Genomic DNA, 25,621 nt, shown 5'->3' on the forward strand with positions numbered 1-25,621 from the left:
TTTACATTGGAAGCATACATAAAAGTTTTAAGCGATAAGAAAATCATGACCTATTTCTTTAATAGCTACTTTAATGGAATAGTTGTTACATTGATTTCAACATTTATAGGAATCATGGCTGCATATGCAGTTAGTAGATATAATTTCAAAGGAAAATATTGGTTTAATTCTTTTGTAATTTCTACTCAATCCATTCCTCAGGTCATATTAATTATTCCATTTTTTATATTAATGGTTGCATACAATTTATATGATACACGAACCGGTTTGCTTAGTGCCTTCATTTCATTTGCACTTCCTTATACAATTGTTATGCTAGTTGGATATTTCAATTCCATTAGCAAAGAGTTAGATGAGGCGGCACGCATTGATGGCGCAAGCGAACTTAGAACTTTATGGACCGTTCTTGTTCCTATTGCGAGACCGGGTATAGTTTCTACTATGATTTACACTTTTATTCTTGTATGGAATGAGTATATATTAACAATGACCCTAATTAGAGATGATGCGTTGAAGACTTTCCCTATCGGCATTGCGCTCTTAAAAGGAGAGGCTGCTTATGATTGGAATGTGCTTATGACGATGTCATTGCTTGCTAGCGTACCAGTGCTTATTCTATATTTATTTGGTCAAAAAGAATTTATTGGAGGCATCGGTGCAGGTGCAATTAAAGGTTAATTTGATAAATTGGAGGAATTTAATATGAAAAAATTTTGGAGACTAATTTTATCTGGAATCATGATGGCTTCTTTGGCCGGGTGTTCTGCTGATTCTGAAAGCGGCGATGTTGTTGAATTAGAATTTATGCAATGGTGGTCGACCGAAGATGGTGGCGACTCCGTAACTTCATTAATTTCAGAATTTGAAGCTGCCCATCCTGATATAAAAATTAAGCTGGTAACTTTGCCGTTTGGAGAAGTTCGTACACAAGCAATCGCTTCTAGAGTGTCCAAATCTCTCCCAGATGTTATAGCAATGAATCCACCATGGGCTCGCGAATTTTATGATTTAAACATGATTGCGCCGCTGGATGATTTGATGGCTGCTGACCCAACATTTGACAAATCAGCATTTATGCCAACTTCTCTTACACCAATAGATGGCCATACTTATTTGCTACCCGTCACTACCTCTGCCTTTTATTTATATTACAATGACACAATGTTTGCCAATGCTGGCCTTGAGCTTCCTAAGACATGGGCCGATATCACTTCTGCAGCCAAGGCATTAACAGATCCTTCCAAAAATGAGTATGGCTTTACTCTTACTTTGGCAGAGCAAGAAGCTTCGAATGGCTCTATACTTAGTATATATCCTCTCCTTTATGCGCTTAATGGAAGAACATTTGTTGATGGGAAATTTACTGTTGAAACTCCAGAGATGTATCAAGTATTTTCGCTTCTTCAACAACTTTTAGATGACGGAAGTTTGTTACCCGGCACTACAAGCCGCAGTGAGTTCCAAAATATGGAGCTATTTAGCGTTGGCAATGTTGGAATGATGATTTCTCCCGATTTACATATGATGACTATTACTGACAGAAACCCTGATCTTGATTTTGGACTGATGCCTCTTCCAACATTTGACGGAACTGGCCAACCTGAGCTGCGACACCACGGGTGGGATATAGCTATTTCGAGTACTTCGGAACATAAAGAAGAGGCTTGGAAATTCATTTCATTTTTGACTAGTAAAGAAAACAACGAAAAGCTGTGTGATGCGCTTTTAAAAATGCCTTCCAGATATGATTCTGAAATAACTTGGACTGATCAATTTCCGCAAGATCTTATCACCCTCGACTCACTGAACAATCTCAATATGGTAGAAGAGCTAATGCTTATGCCAAATTCTAGCGCTTGTTGGGTCGCATTAACTAAGGCTGGCGCTGCTGTTATTCAGGGCAGCATGTCTGTTGAAGAAGCTCTTGCCAGTGTTCAAACAACTTGGAATGCTACTCTAAATCAATAGGAGGCTCTCCCTATGAAAAAAATACAGAAAAATCATAAGCTATTAACTAAATTAACGCCTTTGTTTTTCTTGGCACCTGCAATTATATTGCTCGTCGCTGTAATTCTATATCCCGTATGTAAAGTTATTCAATATAGCTTCATCGACAATATCATCAATGATAATTATACGTACGTTGGCTTTGATAATTATATTACCGTATTAACTGACTCTCGTCTGGTACCAATGATTTCTTTTACATTGCTATTTACCATCGTGAGTGTTCTGGCTCATACAGTAATAGGAATTTTATGTGCAGTACAACTAAATGTTAAAATTAATCCCAAAGCACTAGCCATATTTCGTGTAATCTATGTTTTGCCTTGGTTATTTACTGCTGCAGTAGTGGCTGTAATATGGCAGCTGATGCTTAATCCACAAGGCGTAGTCAATTCTTTGCTTAGTAGCATTAGCGGAACACAGGTGATAATTGATTGGCTCGGGAACCCCACTCTTGCCGTTGTATCGTTGCTCATCATTAATGCCTGGCGAGGCTACCCAACTTGCATGATAAGCTTTTTGGCCGGGCTACAAAATATTCCTGATTCAATTTATGAGGCAGCGCAGATGGATGGGGCCGGAAAAATTAGGCAGTTTTTTAGCATGACATTGCCCTCATTAAAAAACGTTATATTAAGCGTTGGCATCCTCGATGCAATATGGACTATGAATTTATTTCCGTTGATTTGGTTGACTACCGGAGGCGGTCCGTTGGGTGCAACAGAGACGTTGGCAACTTTGATATATAGACTTTCATTTGTGGAGTTTCAATTTGGTCCTGCTTCTGCATTGGCAGTAATGGGATTAATTTTAAGTATGGTTGGTGTTGGTATTTATATGAAAGTCCAAAGAAATGTAGATTAATTATAATGAGTATGCTTAGCATGCTCTTTTTTATTTCGCCAACCCCTTGGCTTTTTTGGAAATTTAAGTTAAAATTAATCTTGGCAGCAACTCTATTGCCATAATAATTAATTTCTATAGAAAGAGAGGATAGCGAGGAGTCGCATGTTCCTTGCTAATATTTTATGAGTCAAATCGATTTAACCAAAATTCCACATATACTGGAACTTAACCGAGTTAAGAGAGCTTATACAGGTGGCAAGCTTTTAGATGAATGGCAACGACTAGAAAATCCACAAGACGGTAATTTTAGTGAAGAATTTCTAATTTCAACAGTAGAAGTAACAAATGAAAATAAGGCTTCTGATGAAGGATTAAGCAAGATTATTCTTCCTGATGGCGAAACAATTACACTTTCTAGATTGATCAAAGGAGACTACCTAGGATATCTGGGTGCCAAATATGCCGATCAACAAGACGTTCGCGTTTCTGCCAGAGTTGGCGATACAACTGTTCGTCACGTGCTTCAATGTCATCCAGACACCGAATTTGCACAAAAATACCTCGACTTTCCTAATGGCAAAGCAGAAGCTTGGTATATTGTGGAAACACGTAGCATAAACGGTTCTGAACCTTGCTTATATGCGGGATTTAAAAAAGGCGTTACTAAAGAACAGTGGAAAGAACTATTTGATAAGCAAGATATCCCTGCAATGTTAGAATGCATGCATAAAATCCCTGTTCACAAGGGCGGAATGTATTTTGTAGATGCTGGTGTACCACATTGCCTAGGCCCTGGAAGCGTATTCTTAGAAGTTCACGAACCTTGTGACTACACATTTAGAGTGGAGAAATATTATTTGCCAGAGCGCACATTCTCTGACTATGAAATGCATTATGGCCTAGGATTCGAAAAACTGCTAGATGCGTTCCACTATGACACTTACACTTACGACGAAATGCTTGCTAAATGTGCACTTAGCGAAACCAACTTATTTAAGACTGACAAAGCTAGAATCGATGAAGTTGTGAGCTATGCTCAGGCAAAAAGATTTAAGGTTGACAAATATACTTTTAGCGAAGCTATAGACGTGCCTTATTTTGATGGTCATCGAATTGCAATCACCGTTAAAGGTCAATGTAAATTTAATACAGGAGAATATGCTTGCACTGCCGAACAAGGGCGTGGAGTATTTTTACCTCATGGCATCAAAAACTTAACACTAGAGCCAGTAGAGGGCGAAACTATTGTACTTGTTTGCTATCCGCCTGCAGAATAAATTTACGCTTCCCCTTATGTGACCGCAAATGCCACAGCGGGGGCTTATTAATGCTTTTATAACTTTGGAGGTACTATGAAATATTATTTGGCTATTGACGTAGGAACAACAAATTGGAAAGCCGCAGTATATGACCAAGTCGGCAAATTAATTGCAATAGAACGTGTTGCCACCAAAACGCACCTCGATGCTTCTGGATATAGCTATTATAATCCTATAGAAATGTGGGACGATATTAGCAAGCTCTGCAAAGCTGTTACTGCCAAAGTGGCGCAGCCCATTTCTGCTGTATCGGTAACTAGCATTGCAGAAGCAGTGGTTGGTGTGGATAAAAATGGTAAAGTTTTGGGTGACATCATCGCTTGGTTCGATACTCGTAGTATAAAAGAAGCAGAAGAGCTTAGAGAAAAACTGACTGCAGAAAAACTATATGAAATTACTGGCCTCGATGTAAATCCTATTTTTTCGCTCCCAAAAATCATGTGGATACGAAAACACTGGCCTGAAGTTTATCAAAATGCTTATAAATGGCTACAAATGGGAGATTACATGCTTTTTTGCCTAACGGGAGAATGTGTAACCGACTATACATTTGCATCGCGCACACTTGCTTTTGATGTTGTGGCAAATGAGTGGTCGCGAGAAATATTAGATATGGTCGATGTGCCTGTAGACATGCTACCAAGGGTATGCCAAAGTGGCACGACAATCGGTACAATTAGCTCTGCCGTTGCTGAATTAACTGGAATTACTGCAGGGGCCAAAGTTGTCGTTGGTGGAAATGATCATCCTTGCGCATCCATTGCGGCAGGTGCGATTAGAGGCGACAAAATATTGGATAGCTCTGGGACTGCAGAATCATTTATCTACATTTCCAAAAAAGATGCCGTGCCTAACATGACTTTTGAAGGTCAACGCACTTGCAGATATTTGCAAAAAGATAGATACGCTCTTTGGGGTGGAATTATTTGCTCTGGTCGAAGCTTTGACTGGGCATATGAAATTTTAACGTCTTCTGAATGCTTTGGCATTAAGCAAGATGAGTATAGTTATGCGCAAATATTGGCACAGCTAGAAAACGAAAAGGGTGCCGAAAAGGGCTTACTGTTCTATCCGCATATGCGAGGTGCTGGTGCGCCATATTGGAATCCAAAAGCTTCTGGCTCGTTTGTTGGGCTTCGCGATACGCATTCTGCCAAAAACATGCTTCGAAGCGTACTAGAAGGACTTTCTATGCAAGCCAGAATGATTGTCGATATGGAAGAAAAGCTTGCAGGAGTGAATGTAGAATCTCTATGCGTTGTTGGCGGAAGCTCCCATAACAAAGTTTGGCAAACTATTAAGGCAAGCGTTACCAACAAAGATATCGAATTGTGCTTTGAAGCCGAAGCAACATCTCAGGGTGCAGCAATGCTGGCTGCTATCGGTGACGGTATGTATAAGGATATAGAAGAGGTATCCGAAATGCTTGCTAGCAAAAATATAATTATCCATCCAGATCCAAAAATGGTTCCTATTTATGACGAGATATATCAGATTTATAAAGAGGGCTATGAATCTATGAAAAATTTTAATACTCAGCTCTATAATATTCAAGAAAAATTTAGGGGGTAACCAATGTTAATAACTTTAAAAGAAATTTTTAAATATGCAGGCGACAATGTCGCTATTGGTGCATTTAATATTCACAACCTAGAATTTATCAAAGGCGTAGTCCAAGCAGCAGAAGAAACCCAGCGTCCTGCTATTATGATGATTAATGAGGCAGTTTTAAAATATGGCGGAATCGAAATATTGGGTGGTGCAGCCATTGCAGCGGCTAASAAGGCAAGCGTTGACATGGCCGTTATGGTTGACCATGGCGAAGATATCGATTTTCTCAAAAAATGTATAGATTTTGGTTTAGATATTATGTTTGACGGATCTCACTTGCCATTTGAAGAGAATATCAAACTTACCAAAATGATGGCAGATTATGCGCATTCACACAATCGTTCCATCGAAGGCGAAATTGGTCAGCTGGGGCTTAGTGAAGACGGAGATGAAGAAACTGAACAAAAAATTACTTCTGTAGAAGAGGCTGTTACATTTGCATCAAAAACCGATATCGATGTTCTAGCAATCTCTGTTGGAAATGTTCATGGATTTTATAAAGGTGAGGCAAAGATTAACGTGCCACGCATTAAAGAAATTAGTTCTGCACTAGAAAAAATGCCTATAGTAATGCACGGTGGCTCCGACATTCCTTCTGAAATTATGCGCGCTTCTATTCAGGCCGGCATCAAAAAATTTAATATAGCCACAGATCTAAAACACGCATATGCGCTAACAATGTATGATCTTATGCACCAAGACACAATGCCTATTCAACCATTGCAGTTATTTCCTGTAGTTGCAGATGCTGTTGCCGCRGTAGCAGCAGAAAAAATCAAGATATTTAGTTCGGAGGTTTAATTTATGAAATTAGCTTGTGCGGTATCAACTTATCCAACATCGTTTGGACCTATCGTATTTAAAGATGGKAATCTTAAAGAAAATTTTGACTTGATGAAAAAATATGGCTACCAAGGAATGGACCTTTTTATCAAAAAAACTTCTAGAGAGCAATTGCTAGAATACAAGAAACTTATTAAGGATTATGGAATGGATGTTGTAACACTTTTTGCCATATATTTAGGAGAAAGTGGAGTTAAGCTTTCTGAAAAAGATCCTGCTCTTCGCAGACGCAATGTTGATTTGATGAAAGAGCAGCTAGATAATGCAAAGGARCTTGATTCTGTTGGACTTGGACTTGGATATATTAGAGGAGCTCACTCAGAAGATGAGACAGAAGCCGATGCTAAGAAGAGAATAGCAGAAGCATTATATGAAATTGGCGACTATGCAGCTCAAATTGGTTCTACTATTTTGTTAGAGCCTATCAATCGCTACGAGATAAACACTATTAATAAAGCCACTGATGCGGTCGATTTTATTAAAGAGAACAATCTAAAGGGCGTAACTCTCCAGCTTGATATGTTTCACATGAACATCGAAGACAAATCTATCCCTTATGCTATCGAATATGCAAAGGGGCTAATATCCAATCTTCACGTATCGTCTAGCAATAGACATGCAGTGGGAACTGGTCACTTTGACTTTGCAGAAGTTACTGCAGCGCTTAGAAAAGTGGGTTATGATGGATTTTTGACATTAGAAGCGTTTTCTACAGATGCTGATGAAACACTCAGAATGACTGCAGAAAATTTGAAAAAATATTTATAGAAAGCGAGGATAGCAAGGTGCCTTGTTGCTCCTTGCTTATATTTCATGATTTATACGATTAAAAACGATCACTTGACAGCGCAGATCAATTCACTCGGTGCGGAGCTTATTAGTGTACAAAATAATGACGGCAAAGAGTATATCTTTCAACCTTCTGAAATATGGGTTGGTCAATCTAAAAATTTGTTTCCAAACATTGCTTTAGCAAAAGATAACTATACTATAATTCGAGGCAAACAATATCCTATGAACCAGCACGGTTTTTTGAAAAATATGGAAATGGAAGTAGTTTCCCAATCTGCTGATAGTATTGCATTTAAATTGACTGATAATGCCGAAACTGCCCAATTTGTGCCATATAAATTTACAGTAATTATCGAATTTGAAGTTGTAGATGATACTGTTATTCAAACCTATAAGGTAAGCAATCACGAAGATGAGGCTATGTATTTTGGAATTGGTTGCCACACCGGCTTTGCTACTGCTCCTGATAGCTTTGTGGATTTTGGCACCAATAATAATATAACCGAGCTAATTCGAGAAAACATGCAATATATGACCGGCGAGACAAAACCTTATCCTTTAGAAAACGGCAAAATTTTTGTGACCCCTAAATATTTTTCAGATGGGGCACATATATTAGAAGGTTTTGATAATAAAGAGTTGACGCTTATCAATCCTTCACTTGAAAGTAGTGTAAAAATTAATTTTGCGGATTTCACTTATATCACATTATGGAGTACTACAGATGCGGAGACAGTTTTATGTATGATGCCTTGGTGCGCATTACCTGATGCTATCGATTCAACTCACATTTTTGAAGAGAAAAAAGGCAATGTAATGTTAGAAGGACATAAAATTTTTATTGCTAAGCAAGTGTTTACATTTAATGATTTATAAATATTTTCTCCTCCTGCGGGAGGGGTTCAGTATTGGTCTCCTTTAATAAAGCAATAAAATCATCTTCTGGAAGAGGCCTACTAAATAAGTATCCCTGAATTGTATTAAACCCTAATTGTTTTAGAATTTTCAATTGCTCATTTGTCTCTACACCTTCTACAACTGTATGGACATTCAATTTATGACTCATCATAGCAATAGTCTCTAAGATAAACGATGCCTTCTCATTTTCAGCTAGACTGTTTACCAACGATTTATCGATCTTAATTTCGTGAACTGGAATATCTTTTAGCAATGTGAGGCTAGAATAGCCTGCTCCAAAATCATCGAGTGATAGCTTTAATCCTTTGTCTTGCAAATCTATTAGAGTCTCGTATATATATTTGATATCTTCGTGATGAGCTGTTTCTGTAAATTCCAAGCAAAGCCTTCCGGGATCGATATCATATTCTTTCACTAATTTAGTGATGTACGCTTTAAATTCTGGGTCCTCTAAATGCCTCATAGAAACATTTACAGAAACTAATATATCCAAATTATGCTTATTTATATATTCGCAAGCCTTACGCCATACATACTTATCTAACTCTATAATATAACCATTTTTTTCAAATTCCGGGATAAATTCTATTGGGCTTATTAACTGCTTTTTCTTAAAATTCCATCTAACCAACGCTTCTGCCCCATTGATTAATCTTTTCGTAGGATCATATTTAGGCTGATAGTATACTTCAAACTCTTCATTTTGTAGCGAAGAATGGAAATGATTTATCAAATTTTTGCTATTTTTTTCTTCTAATGTTAACTTAATTTCCTCATCCTTTAGCAAATATTCTAAATTGGCTATTGCCTTTGTTAGAAACAGAGCACGTTCTCGTCGCCTTACACTGTCATCGATATCTTTAATAGACAACAGAAATTCTCGCAATACGCCATTTTCATATCKAGTCGCTTTAGCTGTAAGCTTCATGTATCGATCCATGGGATGTACTTCATTTTGATATATTATACTTCGYGCAGAATATTCTCCCAGCCCCATCGCTACATGTGGTACTTCTAGCCAATCTTTTAGATTAATTTTTTCTGTAGRRCTTAATAAATCTAGCGGCACTATTTCTTGAAAATAATCATAGTCTATAGATTCTCCCGTTCTACAAATAGCAAGTCTATCATTGCTGCTGCTTCTTAGAGTAACGYTATTTTTTTGCACATTCACTAGATATTCTGCTATATATTCTGAGTATTCTAATATGCTTATCTCTGATATTTTTTGATGATACCCCATAATAATAATTTTATCTGACAATCGTTTATATATGCGACCTCCTGTTCGTAACCACTCGGTCTTACCCGAGTCATCTGTCCAAGGGTATACTATTTCGGACTCATCCAATACTGTATCATTAACAATTTTTGTTATTATTTCGTCTACTAAAAATCTATACTCCTCTTGAATTCCAGTATACCAATGTTCAAAAACTTCTGTAGGACTTACTCTTTCCAACCATTTTTGATCGTTTATCAAAGAAATCATAGAGTATAGCTTATGAGGCTTCCCTTTTTCTATTTCGCATTTCCACACTTCAACTATATCACTATGAACTTTAAATCTTTTCTTATTTTGCATCTGATGGCTCCCACTTTCTCAATAGTCTATATAAATATATATGCAGAATCTTAATTCATATATAACAAAAAGATTCTAGCTTATCCTAAGATATTTACCGTTAAATTGCATAAAAAAGACGCAGCATCCCGCGTCCTAATCTTCATGATTTTTCAAATGTTCACTGCAATACTCTTTGTTGCATTTAGAGCAATATCGAAATTCCATATCCTCATCATCTAGCTCGGTTTTGCCACACACTGARCATTTATGAAATGCGACTTTAATCACCTCTGGAGCTTTGGTTCTTTCCACTCGATTTGGATTTGGTGCGGCTGATGCTGGCTTGACATATGTTGTGCGTTTTCCCATCATCTTCCTTTCTTTCAATAGCGGTATAACAAAGAATATTATATATCCTGTCAAAGATGCTACAATTACCAACAATGTCGCTATTTTATTGGCAGACATCAAAACATCTGCGGCCATCAAGATTAAATACAAATACACCAAAAACTTTGCTTTGATCGGAATAAAAAAGTATAGATAAAAGCTCATGTTTGGCATCGATGTTGCCAGTGATAGCCATAACGAAGTATTTATATAGGTTCCAATATTTCCCGACATATCAAATATGGCACAAACTATAACAGTACAGATCACACTACTAAAATAATAAAAATTAAAATTAAATGTTCCCAAGGTTCTTTCTAAGCTAGTTCCTACCGAATAATATATTATTACCATTAATATAAACCACAGCGGGTCCATAGAGTTTGGAATAAATATAAAAGTGATTAATCTCCATATCTCTCCGCTTAATATGGCATCCCAATTAAACAGAAAATTGTAATATAGCGAAGGGTTTATCAGCGTTGCAAAAAACACTATTCCCTGCCCAAAAATTAAATAAAACATTAGATTTGGAATTGCATACTTACCAAATTTTCGCTCCAATTTATTTAAAAACTTCATAGTAACCTCCTTCTTTTGATTCTTATTCAAAAATTGCATAAACTATCGATAAATCATAAAATTATACCATAAAAAGTAATTTTTATATAGGCTTATTTCTCGATTTTTTTGGTTACACTAATGTCTAGTAACAGAAAGGTGTGAGAAGATGATCAAAATATATTATACTACAGATACTCATGGCGTCGTATTACCTATTAATTATGCAACAGGCAAAGCTTCGCCTCAAGGGCTTCTTGCTTGCAGTGCCGAATTTTTAAAAGAAGGCAATACTCTTATATTGGATGCGGGCGATACGATTCAGGGCTCTCCTTTCACAAAATATATGTGGGAAAATCTTGATGAATGTGTTATAGCAGAAGTATTGAATGCGGCGGGATATGATTATGTGACATTAGGCAACCATGACTTTAATTATGGCTATGATGCGTTAAGAAAGTATGTAGATACTCTAACAGCCAAATGCATTGTAGCCAATGTTGCTGACAAAACGGGTGAGCTCGAGCTATATCCATATTATATACATGAATTTGCCGATGGCACTGCAGTTGGAATTGTCGGTGCTGTTACTGACTTTGTTCCTGTTTGGGAAAAGCCTAAGCATCTTGAAAATATCGAAATCCAAGATGCCTTCACAAGACTCAAATCAACTTTGGCTCAGATTAAAGATAGATGCGATCTCACTATTTGCTTATATCATGGTGGCTTTGAGTGCGATATTGCAACGGGCGAAGTACTAAGTACTACCATCGAAAATATATCCTACAAAATTTGTAAAGAGCTCGATTTTGATATTCTGCTTACCGGGCATCAGCACATGCCTATTGAAGGCGTAAATTTATTTGGCACCTTCACGATGCAGTTAAAGCACAATGCTGTTGACTACGGATATATAGAAGTTAACGGCTCTACTATTACTTCACAGGTGTGTACACCAGCAACTGCGGATGTTGAAGTTCCTGCCAAACTACAAGCTATTCAAGATAAAATTAACGAATGGCTCGACCAACCTCTCGGAACATTTAATCAGCCTATTGCAGCAGAAAACAAGCTCACCCTAGCGTTAACTGGGTCGCTCCTTGCAAACTTCTGTAATCAGGTTCAATTGGACTTCACTGCAGCAGATTTTTCATGCACTGCTCTCGGCAATAATTTAATAGGATTTGACAAAGGTGTTACTATTAGAGATATAGTTGCAGCATATCAGTTTCCAAATACCCTGAAGGTTTTGGCTGTTAATTACGAGATTCTCAAGCAAGCACTCGAACGCGTTGCGCAGTATTATACTATTGCCAATGGCGTAGTCGAAATTTCTAGCAAATTTCTAAAGCCCAAAGTTTCTCACTACAACTATGACTTTTTTTCTGGTCTTCATTATACCATCGATATCACAAAACCTATCGGTTCCCGAGTTACGATAGATACTCCGCTAGATAAAAATAAGTTTTATACACTCTGCATGAGCGACTATCGTGCTACCGGAACGGGTGAATATGGCTTTTATAAAGATTGCAAGGTTGTACACGAATATAGCAATGATCTGCAAGAACTCATTATTGAATATATTAGGCATCGCAAAACTGTTGACATAGATTCAACCCAGTATTTTACTATTAGRCAATAAAAAAATGCCCATAAGGGGGCATCTATAGATATTTTGCAAGGACATCTATCGCATTTTTTTTGATAATAGGTGTTCCATGCTCCATCAGAAAATTTTCATTAAGCTCACTTGTATAGGCTCGACGCCCAAATTCATTTAATACGCTTATTAGTATACCTTGATCCGTATTAGTATTTTGATTGCTTGAAATGAGCAAAAAGTATTTATCTGTATATTTATATATACGACTTTCACCAAAGAATAAATGCTGTATTTGATGAGACAGAGAACTAATTTCATCCAAATTATCAAATCGATACATTAAATATGCAGAATAATCCGGCATTGCTGGCTCAACTTCTTCAAACGTAAAGCTTTTGTCTTGCTCTTTAAATGTTCTGTGAGTTGGGCGCTCTCCTGTAAGTCCTAAACGCTCTTCTAGCTGCTCTGGATCACTAACTTTTGTCACCACAATCATAATACTATCTATGCTAAGAGGTACAGCTTCTATCATCAGAGGTACATTTTGTGCCTCAAATCCAAAATCTTCATAAGCTTTACTCATCATGTCTTGAAATAAATTTTGAGCTTTTTTTGAACCATATGCAAGTTCTGTAAGCTTTATATTTCTATCCATTAAATCCTCTTGGTTCAAAGTAATACGGATTTGTGTGTCACTAATTTTTTCTATTTTCATGTTTGCACGATCCTTTCTAATCAAAAATGCTAGCTCGTGTTACTACATATATAGTATAAATTAAGAAATAACAAATGTAAAGAGTTTAGACTATTATATGATTATAACTTAATAATTATTTATAAAAGGTGATAAAATGAAAAAAATTGAAATAATTTGTGTAGGAAAATTGAAAGAAAAGTTTCTAACTGCTGCGTATTCTGAATATAATAAACGGTTAAGCTCGTATTGTAAATTGACTTCTATTGAGCTTGCTGATGAAAAAATCGCAGTTCATGCATCTTCAAAAGAGGAAGAAATTTTTAAAGATAGAGAAGGTGATAGGATATTAGCAAAAATTACTAATAATGCATTTGTCATTGCCCTTGCCATAGAAGGACAAATAATGACTTCTCCCGAGTTTGCTGCATACTTAGATGAGATCTATCTGCGAGGTGCAAATCATGTTGTCTTTGTAGTAGGAGGTTCTGTGGGACTTTCTAGCAAAGTTCTTGCTAGGGCAAACTTAAAATTGAGCTTTTCCAAAATGACATTTCCGCATCAATTATTTAGAATTATGCTAATTGAGCAAATTTATCGAGCATTTAAAATTTCAGCAAACGAAGTTTATCATAAATAATACCCATTATAAGGAGGATTTTTTATGGCATTGGATATGACCAAAGGTAATCCACTCAGACTATTGCTTGTATTTTCTATTCCATTGATAATAGGAAATATTTTTCAGCAAATTTATGCTATTGTGGATACTATTATTGTAGGAAAATTTGTAGGAGCATTAGCACTAGCTGGAGTTGGAACTACTGGCGCTATATTCTTCTTAGTAAATACATTAATTATAGGTATGACTAGCGGCTTCTCTATCTTGATTTCTCAACGCTTTGGTGCGCAGGACACAAAAGGTGTTCGATATGCAGTTGCCTCAGCTATTATATTGACAATCGGCATCACTATMATCGTAACATTCTTGATGCTTTTTCTTATAGATCCTTTGCTTGAATTGATTAATACACCTGCTGACATATATGGTTACGCAGATACTTATATTACTATTATTATATTGGGAATTTTTACTCAAACTTTTTATAATATGGCAGCAGGTATTTTGCGAGCAATCGGCGATAGTCGAACTCCAATATATTTTTTAATTCTTGCTTGTATCATCAACATTGTACTCGACTTACTATTTATCCTACAATTTGACCTAGGTGTTGCAGGAGCAGCATACGCTACCAACGTTGCTCAGGGAATTTCTGCTTTGCTTTGCGTCATTTATAGCTACACAAAATTTAATTTACTTAAATTRAAAAAAGATGACTTCCAAATTCCTAAAGAATATTTTGTCACTCACTTAAAAATGGGAATACCGATGTCTATACAATATTCCGTACTGTCTCTGGGCATCATGATTGTGCAAGGAGCAATTAATAGCTTTGGGTCTTTATATATAGCAGCATATACAGCCGCTAATAAGGTTCTCAATCTTTCATTGCAACCACTCCTCACCTATGGCGTTGCCTTAGCAACCTATGTGGGCCAAAATAAAGGAGCGCAAAACTTTCAGCGAATAAAAAGCGGGGTTAATACTGCAGCTGCCATGAATATTATTACCAGCATCATCATATGGATCATTTTAACTCTATTCTCCAGAGACTTACTTAGCCTATTTTTAGATGAATCTGCGACAGAAATGCTAGATAATGCGGTAATGGTACTAAATTATGTATCTCCATTCTATGCCGCTGTTGGATTTATATTTATTTATAGAAATGCCATACAGAGCATGGGAAGACCTTTTGTACCAATGGTTTCTGGAGCTATGGAACTTACTGCTAGAATTATTGTAGCATATACATTGCCAAGCTGGATTGGTTTTGCTGGTATTTGTTTAGCAGATCCGATAGCTTGGATTGTTGGCGCCATTCCGCTGATCATTGCCTACTATCGAGAAATGAATAAAATTTTTAAACATTAGCAAATCAACCAATTTCTACGCCTTGTCCCCCTTGATTAAATATATGAAATTGATAAAATTAAGTATTGCAAATAGTTGTAATAATTATCAACAATAATTTGGAGGACTTATGAATATCAGAACAATTACAGTAGGCAATATGGGAGAGCAATGCTATTTATTGATAGATGACAATCATGATGCTGTTATGGTTGATCCTGGAGATGATGCAAATATTTTGTTACATGAATTAGAAGCAGCAGATGCTACATTGAAAGCAATTCTCATTACTCATGGACATTTTGACCACATTGCTGCAGTAGAAGAGATACGCGAAAAAACTGGTGCAAAAGTGATTGCTCACAAGGAAGGAAAACGATACCTTACTGATCCAACTTATAACCTATCCAACATGATTGGTAAAAACATTTCATTTGAAGCCGATATGTATGTTTCTGCCAACGAAGAGATCAAACTCAATGATTCGGAGTTAACATTTAAGGTGCTCTATGTCCCTGGACATACTTCAGATGGAGTGGCTTTTTATCACGCAGCAACAGCCACATTGTTTGCAGGAGATATCATTTTTCGAAATAGTGTTGGACGAACAGACCTTCCCGGTTCTAATACATTGCAGTTATTAGAGGGAATCAAATCTAAAATCTTTAAACTACCTGACGCCACACTTATATATCCAGGGCATGGCTTAAGAACAACCGTCGGCTTTGAAAAAAAGAATAATACATTTGTAAAATAAAGAAATAAGGGATTGGGATTAATTGCCTAATCCCTATTATATTTTAAGGAGTAACTTATGAAAGTAAATTGTAATCTTCCAAATAAGACGCAAGAGTTTTATGAACTTGCAAAATTATTTGAAAATCATCTTGATAAAAATAGTATTTTAGAAATAAATATTACCAAAAATATAATAATTTTAAAATTCGTGAATAAATATATAAAGATTGAAAAAAATTTGGTATGCTTGGATACAATCAGTATTAAACGAGAAATTTATACAATTTTAAGCACACAAGCTGCAGTGAAATTACCCTGGGGAATTTTAACCGGAGTGAGACCTACAAAAATCGTGCAAAAACTTTTGAAAGAAGGACAACCAGTTGAAAAAATTGAACAAACATTACGACATAAATATTTAATTTCTGATAATAAAGCTCGTTTAGCAATAGAAGTAGCTTTAGTCGCAAAACAAATACTTGATAAAAATAAAGCAACTGACCTTAGCTTATATATCAATATYCCATTTTGTCCTTCACGATGCAGTTATTGCTCGTTTCCATCATTTACTCTCACATTAAAGCAGCATAAAGTAGACGACTATCTTACAGCATTAGCAACAGAAATTTCAGCAATAACTAATAATTTAGATCCAAAATACCAGATTAAAAATATTTATATAGGTGGTGGTACCCCTACCTCTTTGAGTGCAAAACAGCTACAATTTTTGATGGCTCATATCGATAAAAATGTTGATATGTCATCAGTAACCGAATACACTGTAGAAGCTGGTAGACCTGAAACTATTACTGCAGAAAAATTAGCGATTTTTAAAAAGTATCATGTTGATAGAATTTCCATTAATCCCCAGACTTTTACTCAAAATACACTAGACTTAATAGGTAGAAATCATAATGTAAAAGATATTTATACAGCAGTTGACCTCGTACGAAAAATTGGAAATTTTGACATAAATATGGATATAATTTTAGGCTTGCCCAATGAAACTATAAATAATATTACACACACTATTACCAAACTTGCAGATCTTTCGCCTGAAAATATAACTATACACACAATGGCAATCAAATCTGCTTCCGCATTAAGACAACAAAACTACAAGGCTGATGAAAGTGCCATTAAAGCCATGATTGATTTTTCACAGCAGCAAATGATACGTATGGGATATAGACCATACTATATGTATCGACAAAAAAATATATTAGGCAATTTTGAAAATGTTGGCTATGCCAAACCTAATAAAACTTGTATCTATAATGTTCAAATCATAGAAGAAGCACAAACTATTCTTGCCTTAGGTGCAGGAGCCAGCAGTAAATTTATAGCAACTCAAAATCGATTTATTAATGTGAAAGGAATAGAAGAATACATTGCAAGAATCGACGAAATGATTTCCAAAAAGCAATCTCTTCTATTGGGAGGCTAAGATATGAAACCAAAATCACTTTTGGCTCAGTATATGTGGAAATATAAACTGGGCTATTTATTCGGTATCACTTTCCTATTAATCACAAATTTAGGTCAAATGTATGTACCCAAAATTACAGGAGAGCTTACCGATGGATTAACATATGGAACACTAAATTTAGAAGGTGTTCAAAAAATTACTCTCAGCTTTATAATAATTGCATTCACAATTTTCATTGGCAGAATTTGTTGGAGAATCGGCCTAATTAAAACATCTAGAAAAATTGAAAGAGATCTCCGTGCAATACTATTTCATAAATTTCTTAGACTGGATGTAACATATTTCAATTCTCATAAAACCGGAGAACTTATGGCATATGCAATAAATGACATTGGTGCCGTTAAACAAATGACTGGTATGGGTATTGTATTGCTATACGATGCATTTATTTTATCTGGAATGGTTATATACAACATGTTTATGGAAGTAAATATTGAGCTAACTTTAATTACGCTTATCCCAATGTTTCTAATTGCTATTGCCGGTACATATGCAAGAAGAACAATTCGTACTAGATTTATTAAAAAGCAAAAAGCGTTTGCCCAGCTTACCGATGTTGTTCAAGAATCTTTTGCTGGGATTAAAGTCATCAAGGCATTTGTACGCGAAAAGTATCATATTGGGGAATTTGAAAAACAGGTGCAACGAAACTACGATGCCAATATAAGTGTCTTTAAAGTTATGGCTATTATGCAACCTAGTATCGGCTTACTAGTGGGTATAAGCATGCTTATAGCAATTGGATATGGTGGATATTTAACCATTATCGAACAAATTTCGGTAGGGGATTTTGTAACGTTTAATGGATATATTTGGCTTTTAGTCTGGCCAATGGCAGCAATAGGGCAAGCACTCAACGTATATACTCAAGGCTCTGCTGCTATTAAAAGGTTATCAGAAGTTATGGATGTACCAGAAATTATTCTTGATAATGAAGAAGATATAGTAGATGAATCACCACTTATTGAAGATGGCAGCATTAGTATTAAAGACTTTACTTTCAATTTTCCTGATAATCAAAACATTGGTCTTAAAAATATTAACCTAGAAGTAGAGGATGGTACAACTCTAGCAATATTAGGACGTACTGGAAGCGGAAAATCTACCCTTGTTAATGTTTTATTAAGATTTTATAATGTCGATCAAGATAAAATTTTCCTTGGTGGTACAGATATTATGAAACTCAGACTTAAAACTGTTCGACATAGTATTTCCTATGTTCCACAAGATAACTACTTATTTAGCGCTTCTGTCAAAGATAATATTGGATTTGGATTAGATAAATTTACTTCAGAACAAATTGAAGAAGCTGCTAAAAGAGCAAATGTTCATAATAATATCATCAATTTCCAAAACCAATACGACACTTTAGTTGGTGAAAACGGCACAATGCTTTCTGGTGGACAAAAGCAAAGAATCTCTATTGCTCGGGCCTTAGCATTGAAAGCCCCAATACTTATTTTAGATGATTCTCTTTCTGCTGTTGACACACATACAGAAGAAACAATACTCAAAAACCTTAAAGAAGTTCGATCTAATAAAACCAATATCATCATTGCTCATAGGATTTCTACCGTTAGAAATGCAGACAAAATCATAGTTATGGATAAGGGTAGCATTGCCGAAGAAGGGACTCATGAAAGTCTACTTGCACAACGTGGTCTATACTATGAAATGTATGAGCAGCAAAAGCTAGAAGGTAGAAAATCTCAAAAAAATCGAAAATATAAATTTGACATCAATAATCCAGATGTTACTGATACATTGGGAATAGGAACTGAAAGGGGGCCATACCGTGAAAAGTAAAAATCTATTAATTAGGCTATTATATTATGCAAAGCCACATTGGAAAGCTTTTTTATTAATATTCGTATTAATGGTATTRCTTACAGGTGTTGACCTCTATAAACCTCTTATTATGCGTAACTCTGTCAATTTATTCATCGACACTAATATGGCTGCTGCTAGTAAATTTAGCCCTCTCATTACTTATGGCGCACTATATTTTGCATTATTAATTTTCGGATTTGGATTAGCCGTTTCACAAACRCTATTACTACAGAGCGTTGGTCAAAAAATTATCAAAAAAATTCGTGAAGATGTTTACACAAAGATGCTTAGTCTTCCATCCAAATATTATGATAATAATGCAGTAGGTGCACTAGTTACTCGTGTTGCAAACGATACCGAAAACTTAAATCAACTATATACAAATGTAATTACTAACTCACTAAAACATTTCATCTATCTTATAGGTGTTTTGGGGATGTTATTTTACCTAGATRCCAGAGCTGGTATCTTTGTACTCTGTGTAGTACCAATCATGCTTATATTTACTGCAGTTTTCAGATTTTTTTCAATCCGTGCATATAGAGCAACAAGAACTTATACTACTGAAATGAATATATTTTTATCTGAACATATAATGGGAATGAAAGTTATTCAAATTTTTAATCGTCAATGGCCTACCTTTAAAAAAATGAAAAGCATTAATAATAATTTATATAAAGCTGGACTTAAAGAATTGTATACTTTTTCCATATTTAGACCGTTGCTTTTTGTTACATCTCAAATTACAGTAGCAATCGTTTTATATATGGGGGCAGTAGAAGTTTTAGAAGGCGCTTTAACAGTAGGGGCTCTAATTGCTATTCGCTCTTATGCAGCAGACTTTTTTGGACCTATTGAACAATTAGCAGATGTATATAATACGCTGCAATCCGCTATTGCCTCTGGTGAAAAAATCTTTAGTGTATTAGATGAAGAAAATGATATAATTTCAGGAGATAAAATCATAGATAAAGATATATTTCAAGCAGAAATTGAATTCAAAAATGTTTGGTTTGCGTATAAAGAAGGAGAGGATATTCTCCAAGATGTATCCTTCATAATTAAGCCTGGTCAGAAAGTTGCTTTTGTAGGTGCAACAGGCGCTGGCAAAACCACCATTCTCACTTTAATAGGCAGATACTATGATATTTACAAAGGGCAAATTTTAATCGATGGAATAGATATTAGAGAATATCACATTGATAGCTTGCGTAAACAAATTGGGCAGGTACTCCAAGATGTATTTTTATTTACTGGTGATATTAAACAAAATATTAGCTTAGGTCATGAAAATATCACACTTGACCTTATTGAAAAATCCTCTAAAATGGTTTATGCTGATAATTTTATTCAGGGGCTTGAAAATAAATATGACGAACCAGTTGTAGAGGGCGGTGCTACTCTTTCTACTGGTCAAAGACAACTTATTTCATTTGCGCGAGCAGTTTCATATAATCCTAAGATATTCATATTGGATGAAGCAACATCAAATATCGACACACATACTGAGGCAATTATTCAGAAAGCATTATTCAAAATGATGGAAGGACGCACAACTATAATGGTAGCTCATAGATTATCCACCATTCAATACTCAGATAACATCATTGTTCTCGAACGCGGTAAACTCAAAGAAATGGGTACACATGCAGAACTTCTTGAGAAAGGTGGCATATACTTTAATTTATATGAATTATCAAAAAAGCACCAAGTCATGGAATAAAAACTAATATGTATGAGACACTTGCTTAACACAGTAGGTGTCTTTTTAATTAATAACGTGCGCAAAAGGATTCGAACCCTCGACCTCCTGATCCGTAGTCAGGCGCTCTATCCAGCTGAGCTATGCACACAAAAAACTATAAAAAAATATGCCCGAAACCGGAATCGAACCGGTACGGGAGTTAAGTCCCGCAGGATTTTAAGTCCTGTGCGTCTGCCAGTTCCGCCACTCGGGCATATCATGGTCGCTATAGGGTTCGAACCTATGACCCTCTGCTTGTAAGGCAGATGCTCTCCCAGCTGAGCTAAGCGACCTAAATGTCATATTTCAGACAACGACCCAGAAGGGACTCGAACCCTCGACCTCCGCCGTGACAGGGCGGCGTTCTAACCAACTGAACCACTGGGCCAAACTAATTAACGTGCGGAGTGGACCTTCGGGGACTCGAACCCAGGACCGTCCGGTTATGAGCCGGATGCTCTAACCAACTGAGCTAAAGGTCCACACATTAGCCGACGATCGGACTCGAACCGATAACCTGCTGATTACAAATCAGCTGCTCTGCCAATTGAGCCACGTCGGCATAAATTTGGCAATCACCTATTCTCCCTATTCGTCTCCAAATAAGTACCGTCGGCCGACTTTAGCTTAACCTTCGTGTTCGGTATGGAAACGGGTGTTTCCTAAAGTCGCATCATCACCAAAATGACCCATGGGAGAATCGAACTCCCGTTACCGCCGTGAAAGGGCGGTGTCTTGACCGCTTGACCAATGGGCCTAAATCTTATAGCTCCCCGAGTAGGGTTCGAACCTACGACCCTTCGGTTAACAGCCGAATGCTCTGCCGCTGAGCTATCGAGGAATATTGTACTTTCAAAACTGAACACAATGAAGAATAAAACATACTACACAAAACCTATTTTAAATTAGGTCAAACCCTCGAACCATTAGTATTGGTCAGCTCGAATGTTACCACTCTTACACCTCCAACCTATCTACCTTGTAATCTGCAAGGGGTCTTACTTCTTACGAATGGGAAATCTTATCTTGAGGTCTGTTTCACGCTTAGATGCCTTCAGCGTTTATCATATCCAGACTTGGCTACTCTGCTATAGACTTGGTAGTCTAACAGATGCACCAGCGGTCCGTCCAACCCGGTCCTCTCGTACTAAGGTCAGCTCCTCTCAAATTTCCTACGCCCACGACGGATAGGGACCGAACTGTCTCACGACGTTCTGAACCCAGCTCGCGTACCGCTTTAATGGGCGAACAGCCCAACCCTTGGAACCTGCTACAGCTCCAGGATGCGATGAGCCGACATCGAGGTGCCAAACCTCCCCGTCGATGTGAACTCTTGGGGGAGATAAGCCTGTTATCCCCGGGGTAGCTTTTATCCGTTGAGCGATGGCAATCCCACTTTCATACCACCGGATCACTAAGTCCTACTTTCGTACCTGCTTCATCCGTCGATGTCACAGTCAAGCAACCTTATGCCTTTGCACTCTTCGAATGGTTTCCGACCATTCTGAGGTTACCTTTGAGCGCCTCCGTTACTCTTTCGGAGGCGACCGCCCCAGTCAAACTGTCCACCTGACATTGTCCCAAATCCGGATAACGGACTATGGTTAGAAGTTAAGTATTACAAGAGAGGTATCCCAACGTTGGCTCCATCAATACTGGCGTACTGACTTCACAGCCTCCCTCCTATCCTGTACATGTAACACCCAACCTCAGTATCAAGTTACAGTAAAGCTCCACGGGGTCTTTCCGTCCTGTCGCGGGTAACCAGCATCTTCACTGGTACTACAACTTCACCGGGCGTGCTGTCGAGACAGTACCCAAATCATTACGCCTTTCGTGCGGGTCAGAACTTACCTGACAAGGAATTTCGCTACCTTAGGACCGTTATAGTTACGGCCGCCGTTTACTGGGGCTTAAGTTCAAAGCTTCGGATTGCTCCTAACCTCTCCCCTTAACCTTCCAGCACCGGGCAGGCGTCAGCCCCTATACTTCATCTTTCGATTTAGCAGAGACCTGTGTTTTTGCTAAACAGTTGCTTGGGCCTATTCTCTGCGGCCAGTATTTCTACTGGCACCCCTTATCCCTAAGTTACGGGGTCATTTTGCCGAGTTCCTTAACAACACTTCTCCCGTCGGCCTTAGGATTCTCTCCTCATCTACCTGTGTCGGTTTGCGGTACGGGTACCTATAATGCAATAGCAGCTTTTCTTGGCAGCTCTTTCAGAATCTTCCCTACTTAAATTTCGGTCCGTATCACAACTTGCTTTGCTCTTCCGGTTTTTCCTAGAAGACCGCTTGTTGCTTACACACGCATTCCCATTTCGTGCAATTCTTATTTCTCTGCGTCCCTGCAGTTCTGATTATAGGTAGTACTGGAATTTCCACCAGTTGTCCATCGACTACGACTTTCGTCCTTGCCTTAGGTCCCGACTTACCCAGGGCAGATCAGCTTTACCCTGGAAACCTTAGATATTCGGCCTATAAGATTCTCACTTATATCTCGCTACTCATTCCGGCATTCTCTCTCTAAACCACTCCACAGCTTCTTCCGATACTGCTTCATCGCTGTTTAGATGCTCCTCTACCAATCAATAAATTGATTCCATAGCTTCGGTGGTGTGTTTTAGCCCCGGACATTTTCGGCGCAAGATCTCTCGACTAGTGAGCTATTACGCACTCTTTGAATGAGTGGCTGCTTCTAAGCCAACATCCTAGTTGTCTTCGAAATCTCACATCCTTTTCCACTTAACACACACTTTGGGACCTTAGCTGTTGGTCTGGGCTCTTTCCCTTTTGACTATGAATCTTATCACACATAGTCTGACTGCTTAAAATATCTTTCTGGCATTCTTAGTTTGATATTCTTCGGTAAGGCTCTCGCCCCCCTAGGAAATTCAGTGCTTTACCTCCAGTAGACTTTTTAAACGCTAGCCCTAAAGCTATTTCGAGGAGAACCAGCTATCTCTGGGTTCGATTGGAATTTCTCCGCTATCCACATGTCATCTCCGCATTTTTCAACATACGTGAGTTCGGTCCTCCATTACCTTTTACGGTAACTTCAACCTGCACATGGATAGGTCACCCAGTTTCGGGTCTATTCGCAGTGACTTTGTTCGCCCTATTAAGACTTGGTTTCCCTTCGGCTTCATACATCAGTGTATTTAACCTTGCCACTACAAATAACTCGCCGGACCGTTCTACAAAAAGTACGCAGTCGCACTGTAAATAGTGCTTCCACTGCTTGTAAACATAGAGTTTCAGGTTCTTTTTCACTCCCCTCCCGGGGTTCTTTTCACCTTTCCTTCACAGTACTATTCGCTATCGGTCACCGAGGAGTATTTAGGCTTATGGGGTGGTCCCCACGTGTTCCCACAAGGTTTCTCGTGTCTCGTGGTACTCTGGATACTGCTAGGTGTAGGTCTATTTCGTCAACAGGGCTTTCACCTTCTTTGGCTTGCTTTCCCAAAACAATTAAACTATAGACTTTGTTCCATATCGCAGTCCGAACCCTCAATTACAAGTAATTGAGTTTGGCCTGTTTCCCGTTCGCTCGCCACTACTTAGGAAATCGATTTTTCTTTCTCCTCCTGTTGGTACTTAGATGTTTCAGTTCCCAACGTTCCCTTTATATGGCTATGAATTTACCATATAACAACTGAGGTTTACTCAGCTAGGTTTCCCCATTCGGACATCTTGGGTTATAGCGTTTGTTTGCAACTTACCCAAGCTTTTCGCAGCTTACCACGTCCTTCATCGGCTCTCGGTGCCAAGGCATCCACTCTACGCTCTTAGTAGCTTGACCTATATTTTGGTCTTTGTGTCTTTTCTTGACTAAAGAATTTGTTAAAGAATAAATAGGTTTTCTATTCAATCTTTTTTCGGTTTTGTTGTAGATTATTTCTAATCTTCATTGTATTCAGTTTTCAAAGTACAATGTGGATATAAGACTTTTATCCTATATTCCAAGTGGAGATTAAGGGATTTGAACCCTTGACCCCCTGCGTGCAAAGCAGGTGCTCTCCCAGCTGAGCTAAACCCCCACGGGTTATTATTATTTTTTAATGCAGCTTATTTAGGTGTTGCAGTAGGCCCGAGTGGACTCGAACCACCGACCTCACGCTTATCAGGCGTGCGCTCTAACCACCTGAGCTACGAGCCTATATATTAATTTATCATTTTATATTATTTGTTTTAATTTTGGCAGCCACCTATTCTCCCTAGTCGTCTCCAACTAAGTACCTTCGGCCGGCTTATGCTTAACCATCGTGTTCGGTATGGGTACGGGTGTTTCCAAAAGACGCATCACCACCAAAAATTGTATYCAATCATGTTTAATAATTGAACACTCAAAATAAAATAGTATCAAGCCAGACTTCGATTGTTTTCCTTAGAAAGGAGGTGATCCAGCCGCACCTTCCGATACGGCTACCTTGTTACGACTTCACCCCAGTCATTGATTTTGCCTTAGGCAGCTCCCTCCTTGCGGTTAGGTCACTGACGTTGGGCCCCCTCAACTTCCATGGTGTGACGGGCGGTGTGTACAAGACCCGGGAACGTATTCACCGCGACATTCTGATTCGCGATTACTAGCGATTCCAACTTCATGTGGTCGAGTTGCAGACCACAATCCGAACTGGGACTGCTTTTTTGGGGTTTGCTTCACGTTACCGCTATGCTTCCCTTTGTAGCAGC

Annotated in this window: 18 protein-coding genes, 10 tRNA genes and 4 rRNA genes; 15 read left to right on the forward strand and 17 right to left on the reverse strand. The window is 37.7% G+C overall.

Annotated features, from left to right (window positions below; translation table 11 throughout):
• The 8 genes from EPU_RS07180 to EPU_RS07215 all read left to right on the forward strand — a co-directional run.
• The coding region (locus tag EPU_RS07180; protein WP_010168056.1) for a carbohydrate ABC transporter permease at positions 1-678 on the forward strand (678 nt) is incomplete at its 5' end.
• A gap of 24 nt (positions 679-702) precedes the next feature.
• On the forward strand, positions 703-1,968 hold the full coding sequence (locus EPU_RS07185) for an ABC transporter substrate-binding protein (RefSeq protein ID WP_010168057.1): 1,266 nt from the start codon (positions 703-705) through the stop codon (positions 1,966-1,968).
• Between the two features lie 12 nt (positions 1,969-1,980).
• Positions 1,981-2,871 carry a carbohydrate ABC transporter permease gene (locus tag EPU_RS07190; RefSeq protein ID WP_010168058.1) on the forward strand — a complete coding sequence of 297 codons (891 nt, stop codon included), beginning with the start codon at positions 1,981-1,983 and terminating at the stop codon, positions 2,869-2,871.
• A gap of 164 nt (positions 2,872-3,035) precedes the next feature.
• Entirely contained in the window at positions 3,036-4,130 is a 1,095-nt protein-coding gene (locus tag EPU_RS11905) for a class I mannose-6-phosphate isomerase (RefSeq protein WP_010168059.1), read from the forward strand.
• A gap of 75 nt (positions 4,131-4,205) precedes the next feature.
• The gene (locus EPU_RS07200; RefSeq protein WP_010168060.1) at positions 4,206-5,744 is read left to right on the forward strand and encodes an FGGY-family carbohydrate kinase; all 1,539 of its coding nucleotides are present in this window, start codon (positions 4,206-4,208) and stop codon (positions 5,742-5,744) included.
• Positions 5,745-5,747: 3 nt separating this feature from the next.
• On the forward strand, positions 5,748-6,584 hold the full coding sequence (locus tag EPU_RS07205; RefSeq protein WP_010168061.1) for a class II fructose-bisphosphate aldolase: 837 nt from the start codon (positions 5,748-5,750) through the stop codon (positions 6,582-6,584).
• A gap of 3 nt (positions 6,585-6,587) precedes the next feature.
• A complete protein-coding gene (locus tag EPU_RS07210; RefSeq protein WP_029488194.1) occupies positions 6,588-7,394 on the forward strand; it encodes a sugar phosphate isomerase/epimerase family protein in 807 nt (268 codons plus the stop codon).
• 45 nt (positions 7,395-7,439) lie between these two features.
• Complete coding sequence (locus EPU_RS07215; protein WP_010168063.1) at positions 7,440-8,294, forward strand: aldose 1-epimerase family protein; 855 nt, start codon at positions 7,440-7,442, stop codon at positions 8,292-8,294.
• On the opposite strand, the gene EPU_RS12765 is transcribed toward EPU_RS07215, so the two are convergent.
• Positions 8,281-9,921, reverse strand: coding sequence for an EAL domain-containing protein (locus EPU_RS12765; protein ID WP_052296482.1), 1,641 nt, complete (start codon positions 9,919-9,921; stop codon positions 8,281-8,283). The genes EPU_RS07215 and EPU_RS12765 overlap by 14 nt on opposite strands.
• Positions 9,922-10,056: 135 nt before the next feature.
• Entirely contained in the window at positions 10,057-10,875 is an 819-nt protein-coding gene (locus EPU_RS07225) for a hypothetical protein (RefSeq protein ID WP_029488195.1), read from the reverse strand.
• A gap of 148 nt (positions 10,876-11,023) precedes the next feature.
• Between EPU_RS07225 and EPU_RS07230 the strand changes: the two genes are divergently transcribed.
• Complete coding sequence (locus EPU_RS07230; protein ID WP_029488196.1) at positions 11,024-12,499, forward strand: bifunctional metallophosphatase/5'-nucleotidase; 1,476 nt, start codon at positions 11,024-11,026, stop codon at positions 12,497-12,499.
• 22 nt (positions 12,500-12,521) lie between these two features.
• On the opposite strand, the gene EPU_RS07235 is transcribed toward EPU_RS07230, so the two are convergent.
• Entirely contained in the window at positions 12,522-13,175 is a 654-nt protein-coding gene (locus tag EPU_RS07235; protein ID WP_010168067.1) for an adaptor protein MecA, read from the reverse strand.
• A 136-nt stretch (positions 13,176-13,311) separates the two neighbouring features.
• Here EPU_RS07235 and rlmH point away from each other — a divergent pair, with 136 nt between their 5' ends.
• The 6 genes from rlmH (at position 13,312) to EPU_RS07265 (ending at position 20,909) form a co-directional block, all read left to right on the forward strand.
• Positions 13,312-13,794 carry a 23S rRNA (pseudouridine(1915)-N(3))-methyltransferase RlmH gene (gene rlmH / locus EPU_RS07240; protein WP_010168068.1) on the forward strand — a complete coding sequence of 161 codons (483 nt, stop codon included), beginning with the start codon at positions 13,312-13,314 and terminating at the stop codon, positions 13,792-13,794.
• A gap of 24 nt (positions 13,795-13,818) precedes the next feature.
• Positions 13,819-15,150 carry an MATE family efflux transporter gene (locus EPU_RS07245; protein ID WP_029488197.1) on the forward strand — a complete coding sequence of 444 codons (1,332 nt, stop codon included), beginning with the start codon at positions 13,819-13,821 and terminating at the stop codon, positions 15,148-15,150.
• 109 nt (positions 15,151-15,259) lie between these two features.
• The gene (locus tag EPU_RS07250) at positions 15,260-15,886 is read left to right on the forward strand and encodes an MBL fold metallo-hydrolase (protein ID WP_010168070.1); all 627 of its coding nucleotides are present in this window, start codon (positions 15,260-15,262) and stop codon (positions 15,884-15,886) included.
• 57 nt (positions 15,887-15,943) lie between these two features.
• On the forward strand, positions 15,944-17,314 hold the full coding sequence (gene hemZ, locus EPU_RS07255; protein ID WP_029488198.1) for a coproporphyrinogen dehydrogenase HemZ: 1,371 nt from the start codon (positions 15,944-15,946) through the stop codon (positions 17,312-17,314).
• 3 nt (positions 17,315-17,317) lie between these two features.
• A complete protein-coding gene (locus EPU_RS07260; RefSeq protein ID WP_010168072.1) occupies positions 17,318-19,162 on the forward strand; it encodes an ABC transporter ATP-binding protein in 1,845 nt (614 codons plus the stop codon).
• Entirely contained in the window at positions 19,152-20,909 is a 1,758-nt protein-coding gene (locus EPU_RS07265; protein ID WP_083792593.1) for an ABC transporter ATP-binding protein, read from the forward strand. The genes EPU_RS07260 and EPU_RS07265 overlap by 11 nt, the downstream gene beginning before the upstream one ends.
• A gap of 56 nt (positions 20,910-20,965) precedes the next feature.
• Here the strand turns inward: EPU_RS07265 and EPU_RS07270 are convergent.
• From EPU_RS07270 to EPU_RS07335, 14 genes are all read right to left on the reverse strand, one after another.
• Positions 20,966-21,039 (reverse strand) — tRNA-Arg (locus EPU_RS07270).
• Between the two features lie 19 nt (positions 21,040-21,058).
• A tRNA-Leu gene (locus EPU_RS07275) sits at positions 21,059-21,144 on the reverse strand.
• Between the two features lie 6 nt (positions 21,145-21,150).
• Positions 21,151-21,223: transfer RNA gene (locus EPU_RS07280), tRNA-Val, on the reverse strand.
• 21 nt (positions 21,224-21,244) lie between these two features.
• Positions 21,245-21,318, reverse strand: a tRNA-Asp gene (locus EPU_RS07285).
• A gap of 20 nt (positions 21,319-21,338) precedes the next feature.
• Positions 21,339-21,412: transfer RNA gene (locus EPU_RS07290), tRNA-Ile, on the reverse strand.
• Between the two features lie 7 nt (positions 21,413-21,419).
• A tRNA-Thr gene (locus tag EPU_RS07295) sits at positions 21,420-21,492 on the reverse strand.
• A 4-nt stretch (positions 21,493-21,496) separates the two neighbouring features.
• Positions 21,497-21,614 (reverse strand): 5S ribosomal RNA (gene rrf / locus EPU_RS07300).
• A gap of 1 nt (position 21,615) precedes the next feature.
• Positions 21,616-21,687, reverse strand: a tRNA-Glu gene (locus EPU_RS07305).
• A gap of 12 nt (positions 21,688-21,699) precedes the next feature.
• Positions 21,700-21,771 (reverse strand) — tRNA-Asn (locus EPU_RS07310).
• Between the two features lie 65 nt (positions 21,772-21,836).
• Positions 21,837-24,731: ribosomal RNA gene (locus EPU_RS07315) — 23S ribosomal RNA — on the reverse strand.
• Between the two features lie 165 nt (positions 24,732-24,896).
• Positions 24,897-24,969: transfer RNA gene (locus tag EPU_RS07320), tRNA-Ala, on the reverse strand.
• Positions 24,970-25,014: 45 nt separating this feature from the next.
• A tRNA-Ile gene (locus EPU_RS07325) sits at positions 25,015-25,088 on the reverse strand.
• 36 nt (positions 25,089-25,124) lie between these two features.
• Positions 25,125-25,242 (reverse strand): 5S ribosomal RNA (gene rrf / locus EPU_RS07330).
• Positions 25,243-25,320: 78 nt separating this feature from the next.
• Positions 25,321-25,621, reverse strand: a 16S ribosomal RNA gene (locus tag EPU_RS07335); the annotation flags it as partial.

This window comes from Candidatus Epulonipiscium viviparus, assembly GCF_000171335.1.
Classification (GTDB): Bacteria; Bacillota; Clostridia; order Lachnospirales; family Cellulosilyticaceae; genus Epulonipiscioides; species Epulonipiscioides viviparus.